The sequence below is a fragment of the Xanthomonas sp. NCPPB 3583 genome (genome assembly GCF_041475715.2).
Classification (GTDB): Bacteria; Pseudomonadota; Gammaproteobacteria; order Xanthomonadales; family Xanthomonadaceae; genus Xanthomonas; species Xanthomonas euvesicatoria.
Window position 1 is genome coordinate 4,299,582 of sequence record NZ_CM191263.1, and the last position, 26,192, is coordinate 4,325,773.

Annotated in this window: 23 protein-coding genes; 14 read left to right on the top strand and 9 right to left on the bottom strand. The window is 67.2% G+C overall.

Going from position 1 to position 26,192, the window contains the following annotated elements; all coding sequences use genetic code 11:
- Positions 1-242: 242 nt before the first annotated feature.
- Complete coding sequence (gene def / locus ACCQ07_RS18475) at positions 243-755, bottom strand: peptide deformylase (protein ID WP_008572823.1); 513 nt, start codon at positions 753-755, stop codon at positions 243-245.
- A 131-nt stretch (positions 756-886) separates the two neighbouring features.
- On the opposite strand from def, the gene ACCQ07_RS18480 reads away from it, so the two are divergent.
- The 9 genes from ACCQ07_RS18480 to ACCQ07_RS18520 all read left to right on the top strand — a co-directional run bounded on the left by ACCQ07_RS18480 (position 887) and on the right by ACCQ07_RS18520 (position 10,764).
- Positions 887-2,023 carry a LysM peptidoglycan-binding domain-containing protein gene (locus ACCQ07_RS18480; protein WP_017157054.1) on the top strand — a complete coding sequence of 379 codons (1,137 nt, stop codon included), beginning with the start codon at positions 887-889 and terminating at the stop codon, positions 2,021-2,023.
- A gap of 71 nt (positions 2,024-2,094) precedes the next feature.
- Entirely contained in the window at positions 2,095-3,240 is a 1,146-nt protein-coding gene (dprA, locus tag ACCQ07_RS18485) for a DNA-processing protein DprA (protein ID WP_014091219.1), read from the top strand.
- Positions 3,241-3,282: 42 nt separating this feature from the next.
- Positions 3,283-3,756: a DUF494 family protein gene (locus ACCQ07_RS18490; RefSeq protein ID WP_011348785.1), complete on the top strand. Its 474-nt coding sequence runs from the start codon at positions 3,283-3,285 to the stop codon at positions 3,754-3,756.
- Between the two features lie 40 nt (positions 3,757-3,796).
- Positions 3,797-4,522: a pilin gene (locus ACCQ07_RS18495; protein WP_011348786.1), complete on the top strand. Its 726-nt coding sequence runs from the start codon at positions 3,797-3,799 to the stop codon at positions 4,520-4,522.
- A 41-nt stretch (positions 4,523-4,563) separates the two neighbouring features.
- A complete protein-coding gene (locus ACCQ07_RS18500) occupies positions 4,564-5,835 on the top strand; it encodes an RDD family protein (RefSeq protein ID WP_372363531.1) in 1,272 nt (423 codons plus the stop codon).
- A gap of 182 nt (positions 5,836-6,017) precedes the next feature.
- Positions 6,018-8,510, top strand: a complete 2,493-nt coding sequence (locus ACCQ07_RS18505) for a DNA topoisomerase I (protein ID WP_014091221.1) — start codon at positions 6,018-6,020, stop codon at positions 8,508-8,510.
- Positions 8,511-8,520: 10 nt separating this feature from the next.
- A complete protein-coding gene (gene tsaC, locus ACCQ07_RS18510) occupies positions 8,521-9,084 on the top strand; it encodes an L-threonylcarbamoyladenylate synthase type 1 TsaC (RefSeq protein ID WP_014091222.1) in 564 nt (187 codons plus the stop codon).
- A gap of 229 nt (positions 9,085-9,313) precedes the next feature.
- A complete protein-coding gene (locus tag ACCQ07_RS18515) occupies positions 9,314-10,090 on the top strand; it encodes a hypothetical protein (RefSeq protein WP_031425086.1) in 777 nt (258 codons plus the stop codon).
- A gap of 23 nt (positions 10,091-10,113) precedes the next feature.
- Complete coding sequence (locus ACCQ07_RS18520; RefSeq protein ID WP_170922849.1) at positions 10,114-10,764, top strand: DUF4124 domain-containing protein; 651 nt, start codon at positions 10,114-10,116, stop codon at positions 10,762-10,764.
- A gap of 168 nt (positions 10,765-10,932) precedes the next feature.
- Here ACCQ07_RS18520 and ACCQ07_RS18525 read toward each other — a convergent pair whose 3' ends face one another.
- Complete coding sequence (locus ACCQ07_RS18525; RefSeq protein WP_005911403.1) at positions 10,933-11,709, bottom strand: SDR family oxidoreductase; 777 nt, start codon at positions 11,707-11,709, stop codon at positions 10,933-10,935.
- Between the two features lie 334 nt (positions 11,710-12,043).
- Between ACCQ07_RS18525 and ACCQ07_RS18530 the strand changes: the two genes are divergently transcribed.
- Positions 12,044-12,259 (top strand): hypothetical protein, encoded by a 216-nt coding sequence (locus ACCQ07_RS18530; RefSeq protein ID WP_008572026.1) that lies wholly within the window; start codon positions 12,044-12,046, stop codon positions 12,257-12,259.
- 293 nt (positions 12,260-12,552) lie between these two features.
- Here ACCQ07_RS18530 and sppA read toward each other — a convergent pair whose 3' ends face one another.
- On the bottom strand, positions 12,553-14,454 hold the full coding sequence (gene sppA, locus ACCQ07_RS18535) for a signal peptide peptidase SppA (RefSeq protein ID WP_014091225.1): 1,902 nt from the start codon (positions 14,452-14,454) through the stop codon (positions 12,553-12,555).
- 84 nt (positions 14,455-14,538) lie between these two features.
- Positions 14,539-15,915: an MATE family efflux transporter gene (locus ACCQ07_RS18540; protein ID WP_029820482.1), complete on the bottom strand. Its 1,377-nt coding sequence runs from the start codon at positions 15,913-15,915 to the stop codon at positions 14,539-14,541.
- A 268-nt stretch (positions 15,916-16,183) separates the two neighbouring features.
- Between ACCQ07_RS18540 and ACCQ07_RS18545 the strand changes: the two genes are divergently transcribed.
- Complete coding sequence (locus ACCQ07_RS18545; RefSeq protein ID WP_372171393.1) at positions 16,184-17,350, top strand: DUF3667 domain-containing protein; 1,167 nt, start codon at positions 16,184-16,186, stop codon at positions 17,348-17,350.
- Positions 17,351-17,522: 172 nt separating this feature from the next.
- Here ACCQ07_RS18545 and ACCQ07_RS18550 read toward each other — a convergent pair whose 3' ends face one another.
- Positions 17,523-18,125, bottom strand: a complete 603-nt coding sequence (locus tag ACCQ07_RS18550) for a DUF3106 domain-containing protein (protein WP_057680855.1) — start codon at positions 18,123-18,125, stop codon at positions 17,523-17,525.
- Entirely contained in the window at positions 18,109-19,128 is a 1,020-nt protein-coding gene (locus tag ACCQ07_RS18555) for a hypothetical protein (protein WP_372363532.1), read from the bottom strand. The genes ACCQ07_RS18550 and ACCQ07_RS18555 overlap by 17 nt, the downstream gene beginning before the upstream one ends.
- Before the next feature lie 469 nt (positions 19,129-19,597).
- On the opposite strand from ACCQ07_RS18555, the gene ACCQ07_RS18560 reads away from it, so the two are divergent.
- Positions 19,598-21,820 (top strand): primosomal protein N', encoded by a 2,223-nt coding sequence (locus ACCQ07_RS18560; protein ID WP_029820485.1) that lies wholly within the window; start codon positions 19,598-19,600, stop codon positions 21,818-21,820.
- A gap of 272 nt (positions 21,821-22,092) precedes the next feature.
- Here the strand turns inward: ACCQ07_RS18560 and ACCQ07_RS18565 are convergent, their stop codons facing one another.
- Genes ACCQ07_RS18565 through ACCQ07_RS18575 form a run of 3 tightly spaced genes read right to left on the bottom strand, consistent with a single transcriptional unit; the run spans position 22,093 to position 24,097 of the window.
- Entirely contained in the window at positions 22,093-22,749 is a 657-nt protein-coding gene (locus ACCQ07_RS18565) for a glutathione S-transferase family protein (protein WP_008577169.1), read from the bottom strand.
- A complete protein-coding gene (locus tag ACCQ07_RS18570) occupies positions 22,746-23,576 on the bottom strand; it encodes an NYN domain-containing protein (RefSeq protein WP_057680853.1) in 831 nt (276 codons plus the stop codon). Before ACCQ07_RS18570 ends, ACCQ07_RS18565 begins: the two co-directional genes overlap by 4 nt.
- Entirely contained in the window at positions 23,573-24,097 is a 525-nt protein-coding gene (locus ACCQ07_RS18575; RefSeq protein ID WP_041469847.1) for a hypothetical protein, read from the bottom strand. Before ACCQ07_RS18575 ends, ACCQ07_RS18570 begins: the two co-directional genes overlap by 4 nt.
- Positions 24,098-24,215: 118 nt before the next feature.
- Between ACCQ07_RS18575 and ACCQ07_RS18580 the strand changes: the two genes are divergently transcribed.
- Both ACCQ07_RS18580 and ACCQ07_RS18585 read left to right on the top strand, forming a co-directional pair.
- The gene (locus ACCQ07_RS18580; RefSeq protein WP_136733294.1) at positions 24,216-25,508 is read left to right on the top strand and encodes an NAD(P)/FAD-dependent oxidoreductase; all 1,293 of its coding nucleotides are present in this window, start codon (positions 24,216-24,218) and stop codon (positions 25,506-25,508) included.
- 50 nt (positions 25,509-25,558) lie between these two features.
- The gene (locus ACCQ07_RS18585; protein WP_011348802.1) at positions 25,559-26,173 is read left to right on the top strand and encodes a trimeric intracellular cation channel family protein; all 615 of its coding nucleotides are present in this window, start codon (positions 25,559-25,561) and stop codon (positions 26,171-26,173) included.
- Positions 26,174-26,192 lie beyond the last annotated feature (19 nt).

Here is a 26,192-nt window from a genome sequence, read left to right on the forward strand (position 1 = left end):
GAGCGCAAGGCGGAAATCGCAGCCGGCAATTCGATGCCTGCTACGGCAGTGCCTTATCCAATCCCGAATCCCGATCTTTAAGAGCATCCGGCTGCAGACTGGCCGGTATCGCGATGCGCGGGCAAAGCCCATGAGCCAGATCGCAGCAGACTTCGCATTCCAGGATTCGACACCAGCAGATTCAAAACACTGCAAAAACCCGCTTTTGCCAATCCCCAATCCCCAATCCCCAATCCCGGCCCTCAAGCCACATGCTTGCGCTGTTTGGCCAGCTTCTTGCGCACCATTTCGCGCTTGAGCGGCGAGAGATAATCCACGAACAGCTTGCCGTCCAGGTGGTCCATCTCGTGCTGGATGCACACGGCCAGCAGCCCGTCGGCCTGCAGTTCCTGCGCCTGGCCCTGGCGGTCGAGATAACGCACGGTGATCGCGTCGGCGCGGCTGACATCGGCATAGATGCCGGGCACCGACAGGCAGCCTTCCTGATACAGCTGCTCGCCCTGTTTGCTCACGATCTCGGGGTTGACGAACACCTGCGGCAGGTTTTTCTCGTCGCTGATGTCGATCACCATGAATCGCTTGTGCACGTCCACCTGACTGGCGGCCAGGCCAATGCCGGGCGCCTCGTACATGGTCTGGAACATGTCGTCCAGCAGCGTCTGGAACGCCTGGCTGGTGACCTCGGCAGCATCGACCGGCACCGCCTTGGTGCGCAGCCGCGGGTCGGGAAACTCAAGAATTGGGAGCAAAGCCATGGGGTTACCCGTCTGGAAACACCGGCGCGGCGCCGGCAAGACGCTGTCATTCTAGCGCAATGCTTGCGTGACGCCCCGGTTTCTAGACTATAGTGCGCAGACCTGTTGGGGAATCAGGCAAGAAGGCACCTATGTTGAACCGACTTCGTACGGTCGTCGCTGCGGCGATGCTGACCGTCGCGACCTACGCTGCCGCGCAAGCGGTGGGCGAGCATCCAGACACCTATGTGGTCCGCAAGGGCGATACCTTGTGGGACATCGCTGGGCGTTTCCTGCAAAAACCATGGCTATGGCCGGAAATCTGGCAAGCCAATCCGCAGATTCAGAATCCGCACCTGATCTATCCGGGTGACGTGATCAGCCTGGCCTATCTGGACCGGGTCGGCAAAGGCACGATCCAGCCCGGCCCGCGCCAGGAAGCGCCGATCAACGCCATTCCGCTGGCCGACGTCGAGCCGTTCCTGAAGAACCTGCGCGTGGTCGACGACTTCGACCAGTTGCCGTATGTGGTGGGTCTGGAAGGCGGTCGCACGCGTGCCACCACCGGCCAGGTCGCCTACGTGGTCGGCCTGGAAAACGCGCAGCCGGGCCAGCGCTTTGCGGTGGTTCGCCCGACCGTGAAGTTCAGCCTGCCCAAGCACAACGAAGATCTGGACATGGCCGGTAACATCACCGCCGGCTCGGGCAACATCTGGAAGAACTTCATCGCGCCGAGCACGCGCCGCGAGTTCCTCGGCTACGAGATGGCGCAGGTCAATGTCGGCACCATCACCCGCAGCGCGGCAGGCGGCAACTCCAAGGCGGCGACCCTGCTGTTGCAGGACAGCGGCCGCGAAGTGCGCGCCGGCGATCGCATCGTTGCGGTCGAAGCGCAGCCGTACGATCTGCAGTTCATCCCGCATCCGCCGTCGGAACAGGCGCTGCAGACCGAACTGCGCGTGCTGGCCATCTCCGATGCCTTCACCGTCGGCGGCACGCGCGATGTGATCGCCATCTCCGGCGGCGCCCGCGAAGGCATCAACAACGGCACGGTGTTCTCGATCTGGCGCAAGGGCCGCACGGTCAGCGACCGCGTCAAGCACTCGCGCTTCTCGCGGACCGACGACGATTTCAGCGGCCCGTCCGGCTCCACCGTCGGCCTGCCCGACGAGTACGCCTCGCATGCGATGGTGTTCCGCACCTTCGACAAGGTCAGCTATGCGCTGGTGATGGAAAGCGTCAAGCCGACCGGCCTGGGCTATTTCGTCAAGCATCCTGACGCGCAATAAGCGAAAGATCCGATGCACCAACGCGACGGCGCCCGAGGGCGCCGTCGTCGTTTGCGGCCTAGCCTGGGTGTATGGCCCAAACCGCTCCCGACCTGCGCGCACTGCTCATCCTGCTGCTGGCAGGCGGCCGCAGCCCGCCGCGCCGAAAATTGCTGACCTCGTACGGGTCAGCGTCCGAAATGCTGGCAGCCGGGCCTGGGGCGTGGCGCGCCGCTGGTTGCGATGAGGTGCAGGCTGCGCTGCTGCAGGGCCCCGATCCACAGGCGCTGGAGGCCGGGCTGCGCTGGTGCGAACAGCCCGGCCACCACCTGATCGGCTGGTGCGATCCGGATTACCCGGCCCTGTTGCGGCATATCGCCAATCCGCCGATGGCCTTGTTCGTGGACGGCGACCCCAATGTCCTCTGGCACCCGGGCGTGGCGGTGGTCGGCAGCCGCTCGGCCACTGCCGGCGGCCGCGACCATACCCGCGCATTCGCCTCCAGCCTGGCCTGCGCCGGGCTGAGCATCGTCAGCGGCATGGCCGCCGGCGTGGATGCGATCGCACACGAGGCCGCATTGGCCCAGCACGACGGCATCACCGTGGCGGTGGTCGGCACAGGTGTCGATGTCGCCTATCCCGAGCGGCACCAAGGCTTGCGCGATCGCATCGCCGAACGCGGCGCGGTGGTCAGCGAATATCTGCCTGGCACTGCTCCGGTCGCGGCGCACTTTCCGGCCCGCAACCGGATCATTGCCGGGCTGGCACTGGGGACGCTGGTGGTCGAAGCGGCGATGCGTTCGGGCGCACTGATTACCGCCCGGCTGGCGGCCGAAGCAGGGCGCGAGGTGTTCGCCCTCCCCGGCTCGCTGCACAATCCGCTCGCGCGCGGCTGCCATCACCTGATCCGGCAGGGCGCCACGCTGGCGCAGGAGCCTGCACAGGTCATCGAAGGACTGGGCCAGCTGTCTGGCGAATTGGCCAGCGCCTTGCGCGAGCGCCTGGCCGCCCCCACTGAATTGCCCAGCAAGGCAACCACCAGTGCTGGCGCCGGTCCCGCCCGCTCCGATCCCGACTACCAGCGCTTGTGGCAAGCGCTGGGCCACGACCCAACCCCTATGGATTCATTGGTGCAGCGCACCGGATTGACGGCCGCCGCGCTGTCCTCCATGCTGCTCATCATGGAACTGGAGGGAGACGTGGTCACCGAGCACGGTCGCTATACCCGCAATCCTTAGTTTCTTCACCTCCACAGCGTCGCGCGACGCAGGCCGAGGGCAATGAAAGAGAGCATTCTCGATGTACTGCTGTACCTGTTTGAACATTACTTCAGCGAAGACGCGGACCTGGTCCGTGACCGTGACTCGCTTCAAAATGGCCTGATCCAGGCCGGTTTCAGTCCCGCAGAAATCAGCAAGGCCTTCGATTGGCTGGACGCGCTTTCCGAGCAGCGGCCCAGCGTCGCGCGGCCGCATGTCGATGGACCGGTGCGTATCTATCACGGGCCGGAGCTGGACAAGCTCGATGTCGACTGCCGCGGGTTTCTGCTGTTCCTCGAGCAACACCGCATTCTCGACGCCGACCAGCGCGAGTTGGTGCTGGACCGCGCCATGGCGCTGGATCAGGACGAACTGGATCTGGACGACCTCAAGTGGGTGGTGCTGATGGTGTTGTTCAACCAGCCCGGGGCGGAAGCGGCCTATGCCTGGATGGAAACCCAGATGTTCCTGGACGAGCCTGAATCCGTACACTGAGCGTTGAAGCCGCCACGGATGTGCGTGCAGGGGAACGGGGATGCGCAGTTGGTATTACGCCGATGGCCACCGCCATCGGCATGGTCCGGTGGCCGACGACGTCTTGCTGGGCCTGTATCGCGATCGCGTGATCGCCCTGGATACGCTGGTCTGGCGCGAAGGCCTGGACAACTGGTTGCCGCTGTCAGCGTGCGCCGACACCCTGGGCCCGCCAGTCTCCACGGATGTGCGTGCGGGCGCGGTTCCGCCGCCGTTGCCGCCTGCCGCGGCGCACATTCCGCCTGCCCAGTCGTCTGTCGCGCCACCAGTGCAGCCACGTCGCAATGGCCCCGGCTGGCCGCTGGTTGCAGTGCTGGGTGCGCTAGCCGGTGTTTTCGTGATGGTGGGCGTCATCGGCATCCTCGCTGCGATCGCGTTCCCGGCCTACAACGATTACCTGAGCCGCGCCAAGGTCGCCGAGGCGGTCGGCGAACTGGCCGCATTGAAGCCGCAGATCACCGGATTCCTGGCCAGTGAGGGCCGCTGCCCGGTCAATGACGACGCGGGGTTCAAGCCACCCGAGCAGTACGCGAGCGAGCGGCTGAGCAGCGTGCGCATCGGCCGTTTCGAGGGCAGCGAATGCGGCATCGAAGCCGTGCTCCATGCGCCCAAGTCGGCCAGAATCGACGGCAAGGCCGTGTGGCTGGAGCTGGATGCGGATGCCGGCAGCTGGCACTGCAGTTCCGAAATCGACGACACCCAACTTCCACCGGATTGCCGCGGCTGACTGCCTGCTGCATGCCGATCGCTACACGTTAAGGGGACAACATGACGCAGTGGTACTACGCCGACGCACAGCGGCAGCGCCAGGGGCCGGTGGACACGGACACGCTTCGCGCGCGCCTGTCGCAGGGCATCATCGACCGTTCCAGCCTGGTCTGGCGCGAAGGTCTGGCGCAGTGGGTGGCACTGCACGAGATCGAGGGCGAGCTGGGCTTGGACAGCGCGGCGGCGGCCGCGGCCCCGGAAGCCGGCGGGCAGATGCCGGCGGATGCGGCAAGCCATGCACCATTGTCGGCTGCGCATCCCGGCCACGACGCGCCGGCGACAGGTTCGCCCACCGCGACCCTGCCGATCGATGACCACGCCAGGGGGACATCGCACTGGCAACCGGCAGCTGCCGATGGCGGCATTGCCGGTGCGGGTGCAGGCACCAGCGCCAGCGATGCCGGCGCGGCTGCCGGTGCCGATCACCGCCCGGCAATCGCCCCATTACACCGGCCACACGATCAATCCCCTTCATCAGACACCTCGGCATGGTCCAACACGCCGCTGGCGTCAGATCCAAGCCCGACCACGCCCTCGGGCACCACGTGGCCACCGGGTTACACCGCGGCAGCGGCGACCACGCCACCTCCAGGGGCCTGGGATGCCCCGGCCCTCGCCGCGCCCGCCGCAGACACGGCGCTGCAGGATGCGCCAGTGGTCTACGCCGGGCTCTGGCGGCGCGTGGCCGCCAGCATTCTCGATAGCCTGATCACCACCTTTGCGGTGTACCTGATCGTGATTCCGCTGGTGTTCGTGGTGGCGCTGGTCACCACGCGCGGCGATTCGGGTTCGGCGCTGGACGACGGCAGTGCGCTCGGCATCGCCATCGTGGTGATGTCCTACGGCATCGGCCTGGCCATCCCGACGCTGTATTTCGCCTGGATGCAGTCCAGCCGGCATCAGGCCAGCCTGGGCAAGCTCGCCTGCGGCATCAAGCTGGTGCGCGCCGACAGCAACGGCGGGCGGGTCGGATTCTGGCGCAATGTGCTGCGCTATCTGGCCTACATGCTGATCAGCGTGCTCACCCTGGGCATCGGCGTGATCGTGGCGGCCTTCATGGCCGGCATGACCGCGCGCAAGCAGGCTCCGCACGACAAGGTCTGCGACACCCTGGTGGTGGACCGTTGGGCATTCACCGAGCATCCGGAGCGGCAATCCAGGGGTCTGGATACCGTGTCCATCGTGGTTCTGGCCATTTACGCGGTGATCCTGGTGCTCTCGGTGGTGGCCGTCGCCTTCATGCTGGCGGCGATCGGAATGAGCCAGCGCTAGCAATTCGCGGCGCCGGCCGCTTGACACGGCGGCGTCCGCCGTGATCTTTCTAATAAGAGAACTGAACGCCCGGGAGTCCTTCCCGGGCGTTAACGCGTGGGAAACGGTCGATCTGCTTCCCTCGACCGGCCAATTAGGCCACGCTACCCGCCCCCCGGGCTCCGCCCCAAGAAGTTGCCACCATGCCCAAGCACCTGCTCATCGTCGAATCGCCCGCCAAGGCCAAGACGATCAATAAATACCTCGGCAAGGACTTCACCGTCCTGGCCTCGTATGGGCACGTGCGCGACCTGGTCCCCAAGGAAGGCGCGGTTGATCCGGACAACGGCTTTGCGATGCGTTACGACCTGATCGAGAAGAACGAGAAGCACGTCGAAGCCATTGCGCGTGCCGCCAAGAGTGCCGACGACATCTTTCTGGCGACCGACCCGGACCGCGAGGGCGAGGCGATCAGCTGGCACATCGCCGAGATCCTGAAAGAGCGCGGCCTGCTCAAGGACAAGCCGATGCAGCGGGTGGTGTTCACCGAGATCACCCCGCGCGCGATCAAGGAGGCGATGGCCAAGCCACGCATGATCGCCGGCGACCTGGTGGATGCGCAGCAGGCGCGCCGCGCGCTCGATTACCTTGTCGGCTTCAACCTCTCGCCGGTGCTGTGGCGCAAGGTGCAGCGCGGCCTGTCCGCTGGCCGCGTGCAATCGCCGGCGCTGCGCATGATCGTCGAGCGCGAAGAAGAGATCGAAGCCTTTATCCCGCGCGAATACTGGTCCATCGACGCGCACTGTCGGCATCCCTCGCAGGCGTTCAATGCGCGGCTGATCAAGCTGGACGGGCAGAAGTTCGAGCAGTTCACCGTGACCGACGGCGACACCGCCGAGGCGGCGCGCCTGCGCATCCAGCAGGCCGCGCAAGGCGTGCTGCATGTCACCGACGTGGCCAGCAAGGAGCGTAAGCGCCGCCCCGCCCCGCCGTTCACCACCTCCACGCTGCAGCAGGAAGCCTCGCGCAAGCTCGGCTTCACCACCCGCAAGACCATGCAGGTGGCGCAGAAGTTGTACGAAGGCGTGGCACTCGGCGACGAAGGCTCGGTCGGTCTGATCAGCTACATGCGTACCGACTCGGTGAACCTGTCGCAGGACGCGCTGGCGGAAATTCGCGATGTGATCGCGCGCGATTTCGGCACCGCTTCGCTGCCCGACCAGCCCAACGCCTACACCACCAAGTCCAAGAACGCGCAGGAAGCCCACGAAGCGGTGCGCCCGACCTCCGCACTGCGCACGCCTGCGCAAGTGGCGCGCTTCCTGTCCGAGGACGAGCGCCGCCTGTACGAGCTGATCTGGCGCCGCGCAGTGGCCTGCCAGATGATTCCGGCCACGCTCAATACGGTCAGCGTGGACCTGTCGGCCGGCAGCGAGCACGTGTTCCGCGCCAGCGGCACCACCGTGGTGGTCCCGGGCTTTCTGGCCGTGTACGAAGAAGGCAAGGACACCAAGAGCAGCGAGGACGAAGATGAGGGCCGCAAGCTGCCGCTGATGAAGGCCGGCGACAACGTCCCGCTGGACCGCATCGTCACCGATCAGCACTTCACCCAGCCGCCGCCGCGCTTCACCGAAGCGGCGCTGGTCAAGGCGCTGGAGGAATACGGCATCGGCCGTCCTTCCACCTATGCCTCGATCATCCAGACCCTGCAGTTCCGCAAATACGTCGAGATGGAAGGCCGCAGCTTCCGCCCCACCGACGTCGGCCGGGCGGTGTCCAAGTTCCTGTCCGGGCATTTCACCCGCTATGTCGATTACGACTTCACCGCCAATCTGGAAGACGATCTGGATGCGGTGTCGCGCGGCGAAGCCGAGTGGATCCCGTTGATGGAGAAGTTCTGGGGCCCGTTCAAGGAATTGGTCGAAGATAAGAAAGACTCGCTGGACAAGACCGATGCCGGCAGCGTGCGCGTGCTCGGCACCGACCCGAAAAGCGGCAAGGAAGTCAGCGCGCGCATCGGCCGCTTCGGCCCGATGGTGCAAATCGGCACAGTCGAAGACGAGGACAAGCCCACCTTCGCGTCGCTGCGTCCTGGCCAGAGCATCTATTCGATCTCGCTGGAAGACGCGCTGGAACTGTTCAAGATGCCGCGCCTGCTCGGCCAGGACCAGGACCAGGACGTCAGCGTGGGCATCGGCCGTTTCGGCCCGTTCGCGCGCCGCGGCAGCACCTATGCCTCGCTGAAGAAGGAAGACGACCCCTACACCATCGACCTGGCGCGCGCGGTCTTCCTGATCGAAGAGAAGGAAGAGATCGCACGCAACCGGGTGATCAAGGAATTCGACGGCAGCGACATCCAGGTACTCAACGGACGCTTCGGCCCGTACATCAGCGACGGCAAGCTCAATGGCAAGATCCCCAAGGATCGTGAGCCGGCGTCGTTGACGTTCGAAGAAGTGCAGCAGCTGCTGGCCGACACCGGCAAGCCCGTGCGCAAGGGCTTTGGCGCCAAGAAGGCCACCCTGAAGAAGAATACGGTCAAGGATTCGGCGCCGAAGAAGCCTGCCGTCAAGAAGACCGCGACCAAGACCGCAGCCAGCAAGACCGCCGTCAAGAAGGCGCCGGCCAAGAAGACCGCTGCCAAGAAGGCCGCCAAGCGCGTGGTCAAGAAAGTCGTGAGCAAGGCCGCAGGCTGAGAGGCGCAGCATGACCGACACACTCGACCTGGATCGCGCCGTCGCCGCACTGACGCAGGGCGGCGTGATCGCCTACCCGACCGAAGCGGTGTGGGGACTGGGATGCGACCCGCGCCAGGAGGCGGCCGTACTGCGGCTGCTGGAGATCAAGCGGCGCCCGGTGGAGAAAGGCGTGATCGTGGTGGCGTCGAGCGTGGACCTGCTGCGCGACTGGGTCGACATCGACGCACTGGAGCCGGCACGCCGGCAGGACGTGCTGGCCAGCTGGCCCGGCCCGCACACCTGGATCCTGCCGGTCACCGCTCGGGCGCCGCGATGGGTCACCGGCGAGCATGATGGGCTGGCGGTACGCATCAGCGCGCATCCCGTGGTGGCAGCGCTGTGCGCGGCCTGGGGGGCGCCGCTGGTGTCGACCAGCGCCAACCTGGCCGGCGAGCCGCCGGCGCGCAGCCGCGCCGCCCTGGATCCGGCATTGCTGGCGACGATCGACGGCGTGGTGGATGGCGAGACCGGCGCCCTGGCGCAGCCGACCCAGATCCGCGACGCACGCAGCGGGCAGATCCTGCGCGACTGAGTGCGGCCGAGAAACGGCCGCGCAGCCATGAGGCGCGCGCGGCGGGTCCATTGGTCGTCTATCCCCACGCCGAATGTTCCGGGCCGTCGCCCTTGGCGGCCTACCCGGCCACTGCTGGCATTCCGGAAGCAGGCCGCAGCCATCCGGCGCGTTGTCGCCTCGCCCCTGCACAGCGTTCGTTCAGCCGCACCCCCTTTGCGGCGGCCGCACAGACGCGCACACTGCAGCCATGCGTACCGTCCTGACTCTTCTGCTGCTCGCCGCGGCGCTGCCGGCGTCGGCCGCCACCACCGCGAGCAAACCCGACCCGAATGTGCGGGTCTATCGCTGCGTGAGCAGCACCGGCACTGTCGCCCTGCAGGATGCACCCTGCAGCAGCGGTCGCCAGCAGGTGCTGGATCTGCAACGGCCGCAAGACCCGCCGCCGCGTCCAGCGCGCGTGGAGCCGCCGGCACCGGTCGCCGCAGCGCCCACGCATGAGGTCCGCATCGTTACCGTGCAACCGCCACAGCCGATGTACGAGTGCACCACCGAAGACGGCAACCGCTACACAAGCGACAGCCCGGAAGGCAATCCGCGCTGGGTGCCGACCTGGGGGCCCGCCTATGTGGGCAACACCATTGCTCCCCCGGTCCGCGGCGGTGGCGGCATCCAGCGTCCACCGATCTCGGTGAGCCCGCGTCCGACGATCTCGGTGCAGGGTGGCTCCGGAAGAGGAAGCGTCCGCGGCAGCGCAAGCTTCGGCGTAGATAGCTACCAAAGCGGCTATCAGGGCGGTTACAACGGCGGCGGATACGGCGGCACGGTCATCGTGCCGTACGGCAACGTGCAGATCCGCGACGAATGCCACGCCCTGCCCGCACAGGAAGTCTGCGCGCGGCTGGCCGACCGCCGTTGGGAGCTGATCCGCCGCTACAACAGCGCGCTGCAGAGCGAGCGCGAGGATCTCAGCCGCGAACAGCGCGGCATCGAGGCACGCCAGCAACGCGACTGCGGCGGCGCATGAGGCGCTGGCCGTTATTGGGCGCAATGACGCTCAGCATGATGGCGCTCGGTTCGCTGGCCGGCGCGCAGGAAGTGGCCATCTATCGCTGTACCGATCCGACTGGCGCACTGACGGTGCAGAACATGCCGTGCCCAAAGGGCATGCAACAACAGAAGAAGCTGATGACCGCACCGGCGGCGGTGCCATTCGCGCCCGGCGGCGCTACCAACCCAGCGCCTGCACCTGCGATGCCAGCGGCGCAACCACGGGCTGCTGCGCAGGCGGCTGCATCGGCACCCGCCGCACCGGCCACGCCCGCCGCACCGCCAGCACCGACGGTTACCTCGACATCGACCCTGCCACCGCCGCCGCTGTTCGAGTGCACCGCACACGACAACGGACGTTACTTTACCGAAGACCGCGAACCGGCCACGCGCTGCCTGCCGATGCAGACCACCAACCTGGCCGGCGGCCCGGCCACCGGGGGCGGCAGCGCCTGTGAGGTGGTCACCGACCGCTGCGCGCCGGTGCCGGACCAGAGCCTGTGCGAGGCCTGGCGAAAACGCGCCGAGCAGGCCGAATCCACCTGGCGCTTCTCCGATGAAGCGCAGTCGGCCGAACGCAAACAACGCTATGAGCAGATGCGCCGGGTTCTCGACGAGAGCCGTTGCGCCAATCCGGCCGCCACGCCCTGAGCACGCCTGTCGTGCGATGAGCCAACGGGTCTGGACGGTTGGCGGGCAATCGCCATTTGGCTGAAAGACGACGCGCAGCATGGGCGGGTGCATGAGCATGGTGCATGAACATGCCGGCTCTGCGTCCATGCGCATCCACTCGGAACCAGGCGGTATGTGTCGCCTGCGCTAGAACCCGTAGCGCAAGAAGCCGCCGTCCACCGCGATGCATTCGCCGGTGATGTAACTGGCAGCCGGCAGACACAAAAAACCCACCGCCGCGGCAACTTCTTCCGGTTCGCCAATGCGACGCATCGGCGTGCGTTCGATGACCTGTTCGTAGTAGTCCGGATCCGACAACGGACCGGAGGTGCGGCGGGTGCGGATGTACCACGGCGCCACCGCGTTGACGCGGATGCCGTCTTCGGCCCACTCCACCGCCAGGTTGCGCGTCATTTGCTGCAACGCCGCCTTGGTCATGCCGTACGGCGCGCCGCTGCGCACATGGGTGATGCCCGAGACGCTGCCGACGTTGACGATGGCCGAGGCTGCGTGTTGCGCCAACAACGGGTGCGCATAACGCGACAGTTCGAATGCGGAAAACACGTTGGTTTCGAAGATGCCGCGCCACTCGTCTTCGGTGTAATCGATCGCGGCGCGGGTCACGTTGCCGCCGGCGTTGTTGATCAGCAGATGCAGGCCGTCGGCGTGGTCTTCCACCCAATCCAGGATCGCGCGGCGCTCTTCATCGTCGGAGACATCGGCGGCCAGCCCGTGCAGTTCGCGCTCGGGAAACTCGTCGGCAAGCTCATCGCGCGCCTGCGCCAGGGCATCGGCATCGCGCGCCACCATCAGCAGGTCGGCACCGAAGCCGAGCAGCTCGCGCGCGATGGCAAGACCAATCCCGGCACTGGCGCCGGTGATGAGGGCGGTCTGTCCATCCAGCCGCCAACGGTGCGTTGTCACGTGGTAATCCTCTTCAAAGCGCAGGAAACGGCCGCTGCAACGCAGTTGACGCGCATGCGTGGCCCGGGCGTTAGAGCGTGTTGTGCACGTTGAGATGAGATGCGTTGGCCGCCAGCGGTGCGGAGCGGGTGCTGCGCGGCGCCGGCTTGGCTGGCGCCAAGGCAAGCCGCGCGGCGCCTGCTCCATGCCGCTGGCGGCCAACCCGCCGGGAAGCGTCCTGTGGCGCACCGATACCGCTTTGCGCGCCTTGTCGCGACGCGCCAGGACGCTTCGCACTCACCTCAACGTACATAACACGCTCTAGGATAACGCCACCCCAAGCGAGGTCACGACGATGAAGATGCATTGGATGCTTGCGGTTGGTCTGGCGTTGTCGCTGGGCGCCTGTCAGCGGCCGCAGCCCGCGCCCACCGATCAGAAGCCCGATCCGCAAGCCACCGCCTTGCGCGGCCACATCCAGCAACCGTTGAACAAGGCGCACGCGGTGCAGGCCGCAACCGACCAGGCGGCCGACGATCAGCGCAAGGCGATCGATGCCGCCACGCAGTAGCAAAACCTCGGCAACCGGTGAACTGGCGCCCTGAAGCGCCTGCAGTTGGTGCCAATCAGCGCACGGATGTGCCAATAGCCACCGGTGAACGCCTGCCAAGGCTGTAACTGCACTCAGCACGACATGCGCGATGCGAGTGGCTGATGGTTGCGCGCTCGACGATTGCTGCGTGGGTCTTGCCGTCTGCTTCGTTCGTTCGGCCGTTCAAACCACCGCATCATCCGCGCGCGCACAACAACGCCGGCACATGGCCGGCGTTGTCGATGCATCAAGTGCGCACTGAGCGCAACGCGTCAGAACCCGCAGAAGCAGTAGGCCAGCGACTTGACCGGCGTGCCGCCTGCCTTGCTGTCGTGCACGGCGCTTTCGACAAAGCGCAGCTGCGTATCCACTTCCGGCAACGAGCGGGCCAGCAGCGCGCGCGCCATGCCCGAGTCGCCCAGCATCCAGGCGCCCATGCGGCTGCCGGCAAACCCGCTCATGAACTGCGAGAACGGCGTGGCCGGCTTTTCCACATAGCGCACGCGGAACTTGCCGCGGCTCAGCTTGGCGCGGTCGGCCGCATCGGCCACCGCTTCGGACATGCCGCCGAACGCGTCCACCAATCCACGCTCCTTGGCCTGCGCGCCGCTCCACACACGGCCACGCGCCACCTTGTCGATCGCCTCCACCGACTGGTGACGCGCCTGCGCCACCTTGCCGGTGAAGTCTGCGTAGCCCTTGTTGATCACTGCCTGGATGACCTGGCCGGCAGCCGGATCCAGCGGACGGGTGATGTCGAACGCACCGGCGAACCGCGTGGTGGCCACGCCGTCGGTGTGCACGCCGATCTTGTCCAGCGCGCGGGTCAGGTTCGGCACCATGCCGAAGATGCCGATGGAGCCGCTGATGGTCGACGGGTCGGCGTAGATGCGATCGGCATTCATGCTGATCCAGTAACCGCCGGACGCGGCCAGATCGCCCATCGACACCACCACCGGCTTGCCGGCCTGCTTGAGCGCAACCACTTCGCGGCGGATCTGCTCGGAGGCGAAGACTTCGCCACCGGGCGAATCCACGCGCAGCACCACCGCCTTCACTTCCTCGTCGTCGCGCGCCTGGCGCAACAGCGCCGCCGTAGACTCGCCACCGATGCGTCCGGCCGGCTGTTCGCCACCGCTGATCTCGCCCGCTGCCACGACCACCGCCACCTGCGGGCGACTATCCATCGGCGAACGCTGCGCCTGCAGCTGGCTCAGATAATCGTTGAACCCGATATTGCGGAAACCGCTGTCGGCATCGCTGTCGGCCACACCGCGCTTGACCAGCAGCGCATCGACTTCTTCGCGCGTCTTGAGCCCGTCCACCAGCTTCTGTTGCAGCGCGAACTTGGCCAGGTCGCCACCGGCGGCGGCCACGCCTTCGGGCAGCGTGTCGATGCCGGCAGCCAGCTGCGCCGGGCTCAGCTTGCGCGCGGTGCCCACGTCGGCCAGATAGCGCTGCCACACATCGTTCATCCAGAACAAATCCGCTTCCTTGGCATCGGCCGAGGCCGCGTCCAGGATGTACGGCTCGGCTGCAGACTTGTACTCGCCGACGCGGAACAGATGCACGTCCACACCGAGCTTGTCCTGCAGGCCTTCGCGGAAGTACTGGCGATAGCGGCCAAGGCCTTCCAGCAACACGCTGCCCATCGGGTCCAGATACACCTCGTTGGCCTGTGCGGCGAGCAGGTACTGGCCCTGGCTCATGCTCTCGCTGAAGGCCACGATCTGCTTGCCGGAGGCGCGCAACTTCTGCAATGCGACGGCCACTTCGCGTTGGGAAGCAAATCCGGACGGTTGCAGCTTGTCCAGGTTCAACAGCACGCGCTCGATCTTGCGGTCCTTGCCCGCCGCCTCGATCACGCGCACCAGGTCGCGCAGTTGCACTTCTTCGGCGCTCTTGTCGCCGACCGCCTTGGCCAGGGACCGGCTGACCGGGTCTGCACTGAATTGTTCGACCAGCGTGCCTTCCGGGTTGATCACCAGGGTGGTGCGCTCGGCCAGCGGCTTGGTGCCATCGCCACGCGCCAGCGCCACCACGAACACCAGCAGCAGCAGGAACAGGAAACCGAAGAACACCAGGTTGAAAATCAGGCGCCGGGTGAAATTCATCACATCCCACAGGCCGACGAAGAAGCTGGCGATGGGATTGCGACGCACGGGGTGGTTCATGGAAAGCTCCGTCGAAAGACGCTGCATACAGATCGATGGTGCCCAGCATACCGGCTGCGCAGCGCGCGCGGCATGCGCTGGAAGTCAGGGTGTCACGGTGGCGGTCAGCCGCCGGCTGGTCTGGCGGAAGCGCAGCCCCATCAGGATCGAGGCCACCGTCAGGCCCAGGATCAGGCCCACCCACATGCCCTTCGGTCCCCAGCCCAGCCCCAGGCCAAGCCCGGCGCCGATCGGCATGCCCACGCCCCAGTACGAAAACATCGCCAGGAACATCGGCACGCGGGTGTCCTTGAGCCCGCGCAGCGCGCCGGCCGACAGCACCTGGATGCCGTCGGGAAACTGGAACGTGGCGGCAAACAGCAGCAACACCGACGCCAGCGCGGCCACGGCCACGTCGTCGGTATAGACGCCGACGATGGCATCGTGGCCCAGCAACAGTGCGCTGGCCGACAGCGCTTGGGTGCCCAGCACGATCGCATAGCCGGCCCAGGCCGCGCGCCGCATCGCCAGCGGGTCGCCGCGGCCCACTGCGTGGCCCACGCGCACGGTGGTGGCCTCGGCCACGCCCATCGGGATCATGAAACACAACTGCGCGACGTTGATCGCGATCTGGTGCGCGGCCGCTTCGGTGGAGCCCAGCCGGCCGATCAACAACGCAGTGACGATGAACAACCCGCCTTCCATCAACACGGTGATGCCGATCGGCAAGCCGGTGCGTAGCAACTCGCCGATGGCGCGCCAGCGCGGTCCTTCCAGGTGGGCGAACAAGTGCAGATGCGCAAACCGCCGTGCGCGCCACAGATACAGCGCAAACACGCTCGCCTGCACCCACATGGTGATGGCCGAGGCGATGCCCAGACCTTCGGCACCGTGTTCGGCGAAGCCGAACTTGCCATAGGTCAGCGCATAGCCCACCGGTGCCAGCACCAGCAGGCCGCCAAAGCCCAGCAGCATGGTCGGCAGCGTCCAGTGCATGCCCTCGCTGAGATAGCGCATGCAGAAGTAGAAGGTCAGCGCCGGCACGCCCCAGCGCACCGCGTGCAGGAACGCGGTGGCGCCGGGCACGATGTCCGCTGCAATCCCGAAGGTGGGCAGCAACGGCGGCACCACGCTCAGGAACACGAACATCAGCGCACTCAGCCCCAGCGACAGCCACAGCGCCTGCCGGAACAGCGGCCCGATCTCGCGCTCGCGGCCGGCGCCGAGCAATTGCGAGACCGAGGCAGTCAACGAGATCAAGGTGCCGATCGGCACCAGCATCGGCAGCCACAGCAGCGAGGTGCCGATGGTGACTGCAGCCAGCGTGGCGGTGCCGTGGTGGCCGGCGATGACGTTGTCGACAAAACCGATCAGGCCGGTGGAAACGTGGCCGAGCACCAGCGGCAACGCAAGCAGGCCGGTGGTGCGCACTTCCGAGGCGAAGCCTGGCGTCGCGGACGGGGGTGCAGAAGAAACAGACATGACAACCGATCGCTGCGCGGACTACGGCCGTGCCGGGAGGCGCTGGCACCGGGTCGCGCGGGCCGGCTATCTTACGCCTACTTTCCGACTGCGGCCTTGCCGCGCAGCTGGGTAGAGCCCGCTGCGCGACTGTGTGTGCGGGCAAAACGCGAAGGCTGCTGCAACCGGGCCGGCGCGGGAGACCGTTGTACGCGTGCGCCAACGCCGTTCTTTCGGGATCAGGTCGACGGCAACGCGCCTTCCCCGACTCGCCAACCGGACCTGGCTCATGTCACCGCATTCGACCGCGCACCCTCCCACAGACTGCGAAAATTGTGCCACTGCCTTGCAGGGGGCGTACTGCCACGCCTGCGGGCAAAGCGCGCACAACCCGGTGCGCAGCGTCGCCCATGCGGTGGAAGAAGTCTTCGAATCGTTCTGGCATCTGGATGGGCGCATTTTCCGCACCCTGCGCGACCTGCTGGTGCCCGGACGCGTGGCCCAACGCTTCCTGGGCGGCCAACGCGTGCGGTACGTGGCGCCGATGCGGCTGTTCCTGGTACTGAGCCTGTTGACGTTCTTCATCGCGCGCATCGCCGTGCATGCGTCCGCCGCAGACAGCGATATCGCCGCCGCGCCCGGCACCAGCCAGACCACGGTTTCCAAGGATTTCGCACAGGCACGCACGCCGGCGCAGGTGGAAGCGGTACGCAGGCAGTTGGTCGACGCGCTGACGCAGACGCGCGCGGCCGTGCCGAGCGGCATCGCACGCGAGCGCGTGGACGCCGGCATCGCGCGTGCCAATGCGCAAGCGCAACGTCGTCTGACGCAGCTGCAGGCCGACGCGCGTCCGACCAGCGCCGTGCCCACCGCAGAGGCAGACAGCGATAGCACGTTCTTTTCGGTCATGGGCAAGCCGTGGGACCCGGTGAGCAACCCACTGCACTATGCGGCACTACCGCAGTTCGCCAACCGCTGGATCAATACCCAACTTCGCCATATCCGCGACAACCTGCCTCGACTGCGCAGCGACCCGCAACTGCTCTACAACGCATTCTTCGCAGCGGTGCCGTCTGCATTGCTGGTGCTGGTGCCGCTGTTTGCACTGCTGTTGCGGGTGTTCTACGTGCGCAGCGGGCAGGTGTATCTGGAGCATCTGGTGGTGGCACTGTATAGCCACGCCTTCCTGTGCCTGAACCTGCTCACGCAACTGCTGTTGTCGCTGCTCAGCGATGCGCTGGCGCACGTCGCCAGCCCGATCACCTGGAGTATCGGAGTCGTGCAGTTCGGGCTGACGCTCTGGATGCCGGTGTATCTGCTGTGGATGCAGCGGCGTGTGTACGCGCAGTCCTGGCTGGTCACCGTGCTCAAGTACATCGGCCTGAGCGGGGTGTATCTGGTGTTGGTGACGGTGGCCGCGGCGCTGTTGATGGTGGCCAGTCTGGCGCGTCTTTGACGCGCTGACTGCGCAGACGGTTGCGCGAAGACAGCCACATTGCAGCGCGACGCAGCGATGCCGGGCCTGGGTGCGGCGCGTCTGAAGCGGCGCTATGGGGCAGGCACCGCTAGAACGGATATGACCGGCGCAACACTGAAAGGCATTGCGCGCGCCGACGGCACGCGAGCGATCAACGCGCCAGTTGGCGCTTCAACCAGATGCTGCGCGTGGCCGGCGCTTCGGCCAGGAAGGCCTCGCGCAGGCTGTCGCGCTCCTGGGGCGGGGTGCGCTGTGCCAGCACCGCCAGTTGCTCCAGCTGGCCGGCGTCCAGGCTGCGCAGCGCGGCCAGCATGGCCTCGCGCTGGGCGGGCTGCACGTAGCCGATCAACGGCTGCAACTGGGCATAGAACGCCCCCACCTGCGAGCCCAGGCGCCAGCCGTCGCGATGCAGGCGATCCATCGCGCCGAACTGGGTGCGCAGCGCGCGTTGCTGATCCTCGGGCAAGGCCTGCAGCCGCTCGCGTGCCTGGCGCAACACCACGCGGTCTGTGGCCGTCAGCCCCTTCCAGGCGGCATAGCGGGCACGCAGCTCGGCTTGCTGCGCAGGCGTCATCGCCGCCCAGCGTGTGCGTTGCTGCGCGGCGCTCGGCGATGTATTCGGCACTGCGGCAGCGGAGGTGGACGCGGCCGGCGCAGCGGCCGATTCTTCCAGCGGCGTCGGCAAGCGCTGCGCGCCGGCGACGCCGGCAAACGCGCAGAGCACCAGGCCGCACCAGTCAGTTGGTTTCATCATCGACCGTCTCCAGAGGGGCGGAAGGTTGCTCGGCTGCGGTGGCATGCGCACCGGATTCATCAACCGGCACCGGGTGGCCGGCGGCATACCAGGCGTAGAAGTCCGCAGCGCGGGCCAGCTCCAGATCCGGGTCGGCCAGCATCGCCTGGTCGCGCGGATCCAGGCCCGGCGTGGCCACGGCATCCGGCAGGTCGGCCGCCGGGAGTTCCTCCACCAGCACCGGCGCCGCGTCGGTCACGTGCAACACGCCGGCAGGCGCCTGCGAGACAGGCTCGGGAGGAAGCGCGGGCCGGCGGTGGGCCCACCACCAGCCCAACCCCGCCAGCAGCAGTGCCACCGCCAGCACGCCGAGCGCCATGCCGGCGTGGCGGCGCTCCAGCTGCGGCCACCGCCATTGCCGTCGGGCCCGGGCAGCGGCAGGACGGCCCGGTGCCGGCTCGGCCGGCGCGGCAGTGAGCGGCATTCCGGCCAGGGCCGAATCGCGGAGCTGGCTCAGCCGGGTCAACTGGGCCGGGCTCAGGTCGCGCAGTTCCACTTGCGCCGCTTCTGCCAGGGCCCGCCAGGCCTGGGCATCCGGATTGCCGGCGGCATCGCGCGGGCAGGCACGCGCCAGCGACTGCCGGTAGTCCGCCGCTTCGACGCCTTGCACCTCGCTGGCCACGCCTTCTTCCAGCCCGGCCACGATCCGCAGCAGCAGCGCCAGGCGGTCGGCAGTCTGCATCCGGCCCAAGACAGTGAATGGGGGCAGCCACGTGCCCGGCATCGGCTCGCGCCGCAGCGGGGGCGCGGTGGCCAGCAGGCTCCAGAAGCGCATCGGCCAGCCTGCCATCGGCCGACCTGCCGCCTGGCTGCTGAAGGCGCGCAAGGCCGCTGCGAGGGCGCGCTCGGCGGCGGCCACGTCGCCGCATTGCAATTGTGCGAGCACCAGACCCCGGCGTTCGACACCGCGCAAGAAGGCAGATAGCGCGGCAGGGGTCACGGGGGCGTCGGGGACTACGGTCATGAGAACTCCAGCATCGGCCGGCATGATACCGACGCGATTGGCCCCCGCCGACGGCTTGACAGATCGGCCCGGCCCCGCTCCGCCTTCACACCGGCCGTGCCTGCCGCCGCGGCGGGTTGTGCACAGCGGCAGACATACCGATACGCAGGCGTCTGTCAACTGTTGTTTTTTCTTTGTTGCATTCGTGTTTCACGCCTAAGTGATTGAAATTTATTGACTTATGCATGTTGGCTAAAAAATGTCCAAGAGGTTGCAGAGGCTAGTGAATCCATCGTCACAGCGTGGAGCACGACACTAATTCACAGGTTTATCCACAGTCAGTGTGGATAAACCCGTTTCCTTAACCCTCACATAGGTTTACGTCGTATTTATCACTTCCGTCACAGAAACGCGGCCGCTGCCTCGGGTTGGATTCGGGCCGATTCGGGGGCGGCCGCCGGCCTCTGGACAGGGTCGGTAGACTGGTCGGATGACTTCGACCGTCGCCACCCTGCGCGTCGCCTTGCCGGTGCCGCTGCCCCAGTTGTTCGACTATCTGCCTCCGACCGATGCGCCGTTGACGGACCCGGCGCGGGTCGGCTGCCGGGTGCGGGTGCCTTTCGGGCCGCGCGAGTTGGTCGGGGTGGTGGTGGACATCGGGCAACTGCCCGCGGCCGACGGCTTGCGCCCGGCACTGGCGTGGTGCGACCAGGCCCCGCTGCTGGTCGATGAACTGGCCCGCTCGCTGCACTGGCTGGCCCGCTACACCCACGCTCCGCTCGGCGAGGCCCAGACCAGCGCCTTGCCCGGCCCGCTGCGCCGCGGCGAACCGCTGGCCGACACCCACGCCTGGGCCTGGCAGCTGACCGAAGCCGGCCACAGCGGTGCCGCCAGCCTGCGCGCGGGCAGCCGTCCCGCCCTGTTGGCGACCCTGCTGCTCACCGGCGCAGTGGGCGAAGAGCAACTGGATCCACTACTGCCGCAATGGCGGCAGGCAGCGCGCAGCCTGGCCAAACGCCACTACGCCGAGCGCGTGGCGGTGCCGGCCGACAGCATCCCGCCCCGTCCCGGCAGCGGCCCGCCGCTCAACGACGAACAGCAGGCCGCCGCCACCGCGATCCGCGCGCACAGTGGCTTTGCCACCTACCTGCTCGACGGCGTCACCGGCAGCGGCAAGACCGAGGTCTACCTGCAGGCGATCGCCGACTGCCTGGCCGCCGGCAAGCAGGCGTTGGTGCTGGTACCGGAGATCGGCCTGACTCCGCAGACCCTGGGCCGCTTCCGTACCCGCCTGGGCGTGCCGGTGCACGCACTGCACTCGGGTCTGTCCGACGGCGAACGCGCGCGGGTATGGGCGGCGGCCTGGCGTGGCGAGGCAAAGCTGATCGTCGGCACCCGCTCGGCGGTGTTCACCCCGCTGCCCAACGCCGGGCTGATCGTGATCGACGAAGAGCACGACGGCAGCTACAAGCAGCAGGACGGCATCCGCTATCACGCGCGCGATTTCGCCTTGGTACGCGGCAAGGCGCTGGATGTGCCGGTGATACTGGGCAGTGCAACGCCATCGCTGGAAAGCCTGCACAACGCCTATTCCGGCCGCTACCAGCATCTGCGCCTGTCGCGGCGCGCCGGCGAAGCGCGCCCGCCGCGCGTACGCGTGCTCGACGTGCGCAAGCGCCCGCTCAAGGACGGCCTGTCGCCCGAGGTGCTGGCCGGTATCGGCGCCACCCTGGCGCGCGGCGAACAGGTCCTGGTGTTCAAGAACCGCCGCGGCTATGCACCGGTGCTGCTGTGCCACGACTGCGGCTGGACCGCGGCCTGCCAGCGCTGCAGCACGCCGCTGCACCAGACCCCGATGACCGTGCATGCCGGCGGCCGCCGTCTTCAGTGCCACCATTGCGGCGCGCGCCAACCTGCACCGCTGGCCTGCCCGGCCTGCGCCAGCCTCGCGCTGCAGCCGCAGGGCATCGGCACCGAGCGACTGGAAGAACGCCTGACCGAGGCGTTTCCGGACGTCCCGGTGGTGCGCATCGACCGCAGCACCACCCAGCGTCGCGACGCACTGGAAACCCAGCTCGCCCGGCTCGGCAGCGAGGCCGGCATCCTGGTGGGCACGCAGATCCTGGCCAAGGGCCACGACCTGCCACGGCTGACCATGGTGGTGGTGGTCGGCATCGACGAAGGCCTGTTCTCGGCCGACTTCCGCGCCGCCGAAAAACTGGCCCAGCAGTTGATCCAGGTAGCCGGACGCGCCGGGCGTGCCGACCGGCCGGGCGAAGTCTGGTTGCAGACCCATCACCCCGAACACCCGTTGCTGCAGACCCTGGTCAATGGCGGCTACCACGCCTTCGCCGACGCCGAACTGCAGCAGCGCGAAGCGGCCGGATTCCCTCCCTTCGCGCACCTGGCCTTGTTCCGTGCCGAAGCCAAGGATGTGGCCGCAGCCAATCAATTCCTGCTGGCGGTGCGCGGTTTGACCAGCGCCGACCCCGGCACGCAATCGCCGGCGTTTGCCGCGGTGGAATGCTACGGCCCGATGCCGGCACCGATGCCGCGCCGCGCCGGTTTCCAGCGCACGCAGTTGCTGTTGTCGGCGCAACAACGCGCGGCATTGCATCGCCTGCTCGACACCCAACTGCCGGCCATCTATGCGCTACCGCAAGCCCGCCGTGTGCGCTGGTCGCTGGATGTGGACCCGATCGACTTGTATTAGCGCACGGCGTCTCGACCATGGAGCAGAAGCCAGACCCACGTCTTGCGCGCTGTGCCCAGGTCATTGAGCGCACGTGGCGTGATCCTTGGTAGCAGCGCACACGGGCGCGATGTGGCATGACGGGAATGCCCTCGCGCCCGGGTGCGCTCCTACGACACTGCAGGCTACCTGCCTGCGTGATGTACAAGGCCCACTTGCTTGCAGCACGTGCCGGGTCGGCAGCTCAGGCGGTGCCTGTCATGAATCGCATTGACTCAGCGTCGGCGCGACACTCAGGTCAGCGCGGTCATTACCGCGCGCCGGTATGCCGGCCGCGCACGCAGGCGCGCATACCACGCCTGCAGATGCGGCAATTCCGGTCGCTCGATCGGCATTTCGAACCACGCGTAGATGAAGCTGCCCAGCGGAATATCGCCCATCGCGAACTGCTCGCCGGACAGGTACGGCTGTTGCGCCAATGCCGCATCGGCACGTGCGAGCAACTCGCCCGAGTGGGTCAACGCCGCAGCGATGCGTGCGTGATCGCGCTCGGCCTCAGGCGTGCGCAAAACGCCCCAGAACAGGTCGCGAAACACTCCAGCGAAAGTGGAAGTGGTCCAATCCATCCAGCGATCGCCCAGCGCGCGCTCGGCCGGCGCATGCGGATACAACGCCGGCGCATATTGCGCGGCCAGATAGCGCACGATCGCGTTGGATTCCCACAGCACCAGCGCGCCATCCTGCAGTGTCGGCACCAGCCCGTTCGGGTTCAGCGCGCGATATTCCGGCGTGGTGTTGCCCCCGAACGCGCCGCCCACTTCGATCGAGGCGTAGGCCACGCCGGCTTCTTCGGCGCACCACAGCACCTTGCGTACATTGCTGGAATTGCGACGCCCCCACAGCGTGATCGTCGGCGGTGTGTGGTCGCTGGCTGCATGCGTCATCGTCATTTCCCCGGAGCAGGTTTGGCGGGCGCGCGCGCCGCGCGCTTGTTGGCCGGTGACGGCGCCGCTGCGGCAGGCACTGCGGTTTTCGCGCCGCTGCCGCCACCCTTGGGCGCGTCGCGCACCCACAACGCCTGTTCGTCCTGCCTGATCTCGAACAAGCCGATCGCGCGTACCAGATCGCTGAGTTTGCGATAGCCATAGTTGCGTGGATCGAACGAGGCCTGGTTGGCCACCTGCTTGCCGACCGCACTCAGCAGCGCCCAACCATCGTCTTCGCAGGCGCTGACGATCGCATTGCGTAGCATTTGGACCAGACGCGTATCGCTGCGTAATGCGGTGGCGTCCTTGCGACCGGCAGCCGTTTCGCTGGCCGCTGCAGCCTGTTGCCCGAGCGCCTCGACATAGGTGAACTTGGAGCACGCATTGACGAATGGCGCCGGTGTCTTCTTCTCGCCGAAGCCGTAGACCTTCATGCCGTCGGTCAGCAGCCGCATCACCAGCGGCGTGAAATCGGCATCGCTGGAGACGATCGCAAATCCATCCAGATTGCGCGCGTACAACAGGTCCATCGCATCGATCACCATCGCCATGTCCGAGGCGTTCTTGCCGGAACTGTAGGCAAATTGCTGGATCGGCCGGATCGCGTAGTCGTGCAATGCCGCCTCCCAACCTTTCAAGTGCGGGCTCTTCCAGTTGCCGTAGGCGCGGCGCACGTTGGCCACGCCGTAGCGCGCCACTTCGGCCAGCACCACGTCGATCTTGCCGGCCGGCGCATTGTCCGCATCGATCAGCAGCGCGATGCGTTTGTCGGGGTTGTCGATCATGCTCATTGCTCCAGGGAGTTCGCAGATTCGGTCTTGAAGTCGGTGTCGGTGTCCATCTCACTCTCCTCCACGTCGGTCTCGGCCGGCAATGTGTACTCGGTACCATCGCGCAGCGTGAGCACGCCCGTACTCAGGATCTCGCGTTCGGCACCGTCGCTGACCCAGGTGGCGTGCACGCGCCCGGTGCCGCGATCGCCTTGCACATCGAACACGAACTCGTCGCTCCCCGGTGCCAGACTGGTGCGATACAGATCCACCCGCATGTCGCGGATCTGCCCGATATGTTCCTGCACCACGGCATCGGCCTGTAGCGCACTGCGCGCCTGATCGGCAAACAACGACCAACCGGTCGACATCAGCCAGATGAGCGCGCCAAACACCAGCATCGCCATCAGCACCACGCACGTCGCCACGCCAATCAGCCCGATCGCCACACTACTGAGCGACTTTGGGGCGACAGCTGCCGGCGACGGTGCAGCAGGTTGCACAGACGACAACGGCGGCAACGGCGGCGGGAGCGAGGACATGGGCTGGCCGGAAGCGGGAGATGCGACATGATGCCGCAGGCGGGCCGCGCTCACGCGGCATGTTCATTGCCGATGCGGCATCCTGATGGGCCCGCGTCGCACTCCATCGGACCTCACGATGACCTCTCCCCCCTCCCAAGCTCCGCTGCATCTGGTTGTGGTTGGCGGCGGATTCGCCGGCTTATGGGCGACCCGCGCGCTCGACGACCCCGGCATCCGCATCACCCTGGTCGACCGTCAGAACCACCACCTGTTCCAGCCGTTGCTGTACCAGGTGGCCACCGCCGGTTTGTCGGCACCGGACATCGCCGCGCCGCTCCGGCACATCCTGCGCGAGCAACGCAATGTCGAAGTACTGCTCGGCGATGTCACCGATATCGCACCAGACCGCCGCGAGGTGGTGTTGGCCGATGGCAGCACGCTCGGCTACGACATGCTGCTGCTGGCCACCGGCGCCACCCATGCCTATTTCGGTAACGACCAATGGGCCGAACACGCCCCCGGCCTGAAAACGCTGTACGACGCGCTGGTGCTGCGGCGCAAGCTGCTGCTGGCCTTCGAACGCGCAGAAGCCGAATCCGACCCCGCCGCACGCGCCGCCTGGCTGAGCTTTGCCGTGGTCGGCGGCGGGCCCACCGGCGTCGAACTGGCCGGCACCCTGGCCGAAATCGCCCGCCACACGCTCAAGAACGAGTTCCGCCACATCGACCCGCGGCAGGCGTGCGTGCGCCTGGTCGAAGCCGGTCCGCGCGTGCTGCCCTCGTTTCCGGAAGATCTCACTGCCAAGGCGCGCAAGCAGCTGGAACGTCTGGGCGTGGAGGTGCACACCGGAACTCCGGTCACGCAGATCGATGCCTTGGGCTACCAGCTCGGCGACACCTTCGTGCCGGCACGCACCGTGGTGTGGGCCGCCGGCGTGGCCGCCTCGCCGTTGGCGCGTACGCTGGGCGTGCCGCTGGATCGCGCCGGCCGCGTGCTGGTCGAGGCCGACCTCAGCGTACCGGGCCACCCGGACATCTTCGTCGGCGGCGATCTGGCCTCGGTGCAGCAGGACGGCCGCCCGGTGCCGGGCGTGGCGCCGGCCGCCAAGCAGATGGGCAAGCACATCGCCAAGGCGATCCGGGCGCGGCAGCGCGGCCAGACCGCCCCGGCGTTTCGCTACCAGGACTACGGCAACCTGGCCACGATCGGCCGCATGGCCGCCATCGTGCATGTGGGCAAGCTCAAGTTGTCCGGCATCGTCGCCTGGTGGTTCTGGCTGGCTGCGCACGTGTACTTTTTGATCGGCTTCCGCAACCGGTTCGTGGTGCTGGTGAACTGGGCGATGGCGTACTGGAGCTACCAGCGCGCCGCACGCATCATCTTCGGCGGCGCCGCCGACGACCCGCCGCCCAGCAGCAAGGACGGGTGATAGCGGCGCAGGCCGTGCGATGCTGTGCGGCCTGATTCGACGACCCGATCGTGGCAACTGTCCTGTTCCTGCTGGATCTGCTCGGCACCTTCGTGTTCGCCCTGAGCGGAGCGACCTTGGCGGTGCGCAACCGCCTGGACCTGTTCGGCGTGCTGGTGCTCTCCTGCGCGGCAGCGGTGTCCGGCGGCATCGTGCGCGATGTGCTGATCGGCGCCACCCCGCCGGCCGCGCTGGTGCAGCCGCAGTATCTGCTGGTGGCCTGCCTGGCCGGCGTGGCCGGGTTCTATTGGCATGCAGCGGTGGAGCGGCTGCGCAACCCGGTGCAACTCTTCGATGCGGCCGGATTGGCGCTGTTTGCGGTCTACGGCACCAGCAAGGCGCTGGACTATCACCTCAGCCCACTCAGCGCGACGCTGCTGGGCATGCTCAGCGGCATCGGCGGAGGCATCGCGCGCGATCTGCTGGTGGCACGCACGCCGGTGGTGTTGCAGGCCGAACTGTATGCGGTCGCCGCGCTCGCCGGTGGCGGGCTGGTCGCGATCGGGCACGTCCTGGATGTGCCGCAGGCCTGGTCGTTGGCGACCGGCGCCGGCGTGTGTTTCGGCCTGCGCTTCATGGCCATCCGCTACGGCTGGCATCTGCCGGTGGCGCGCCCGCCGGAGTAGCAATCGCGTAACACCACAT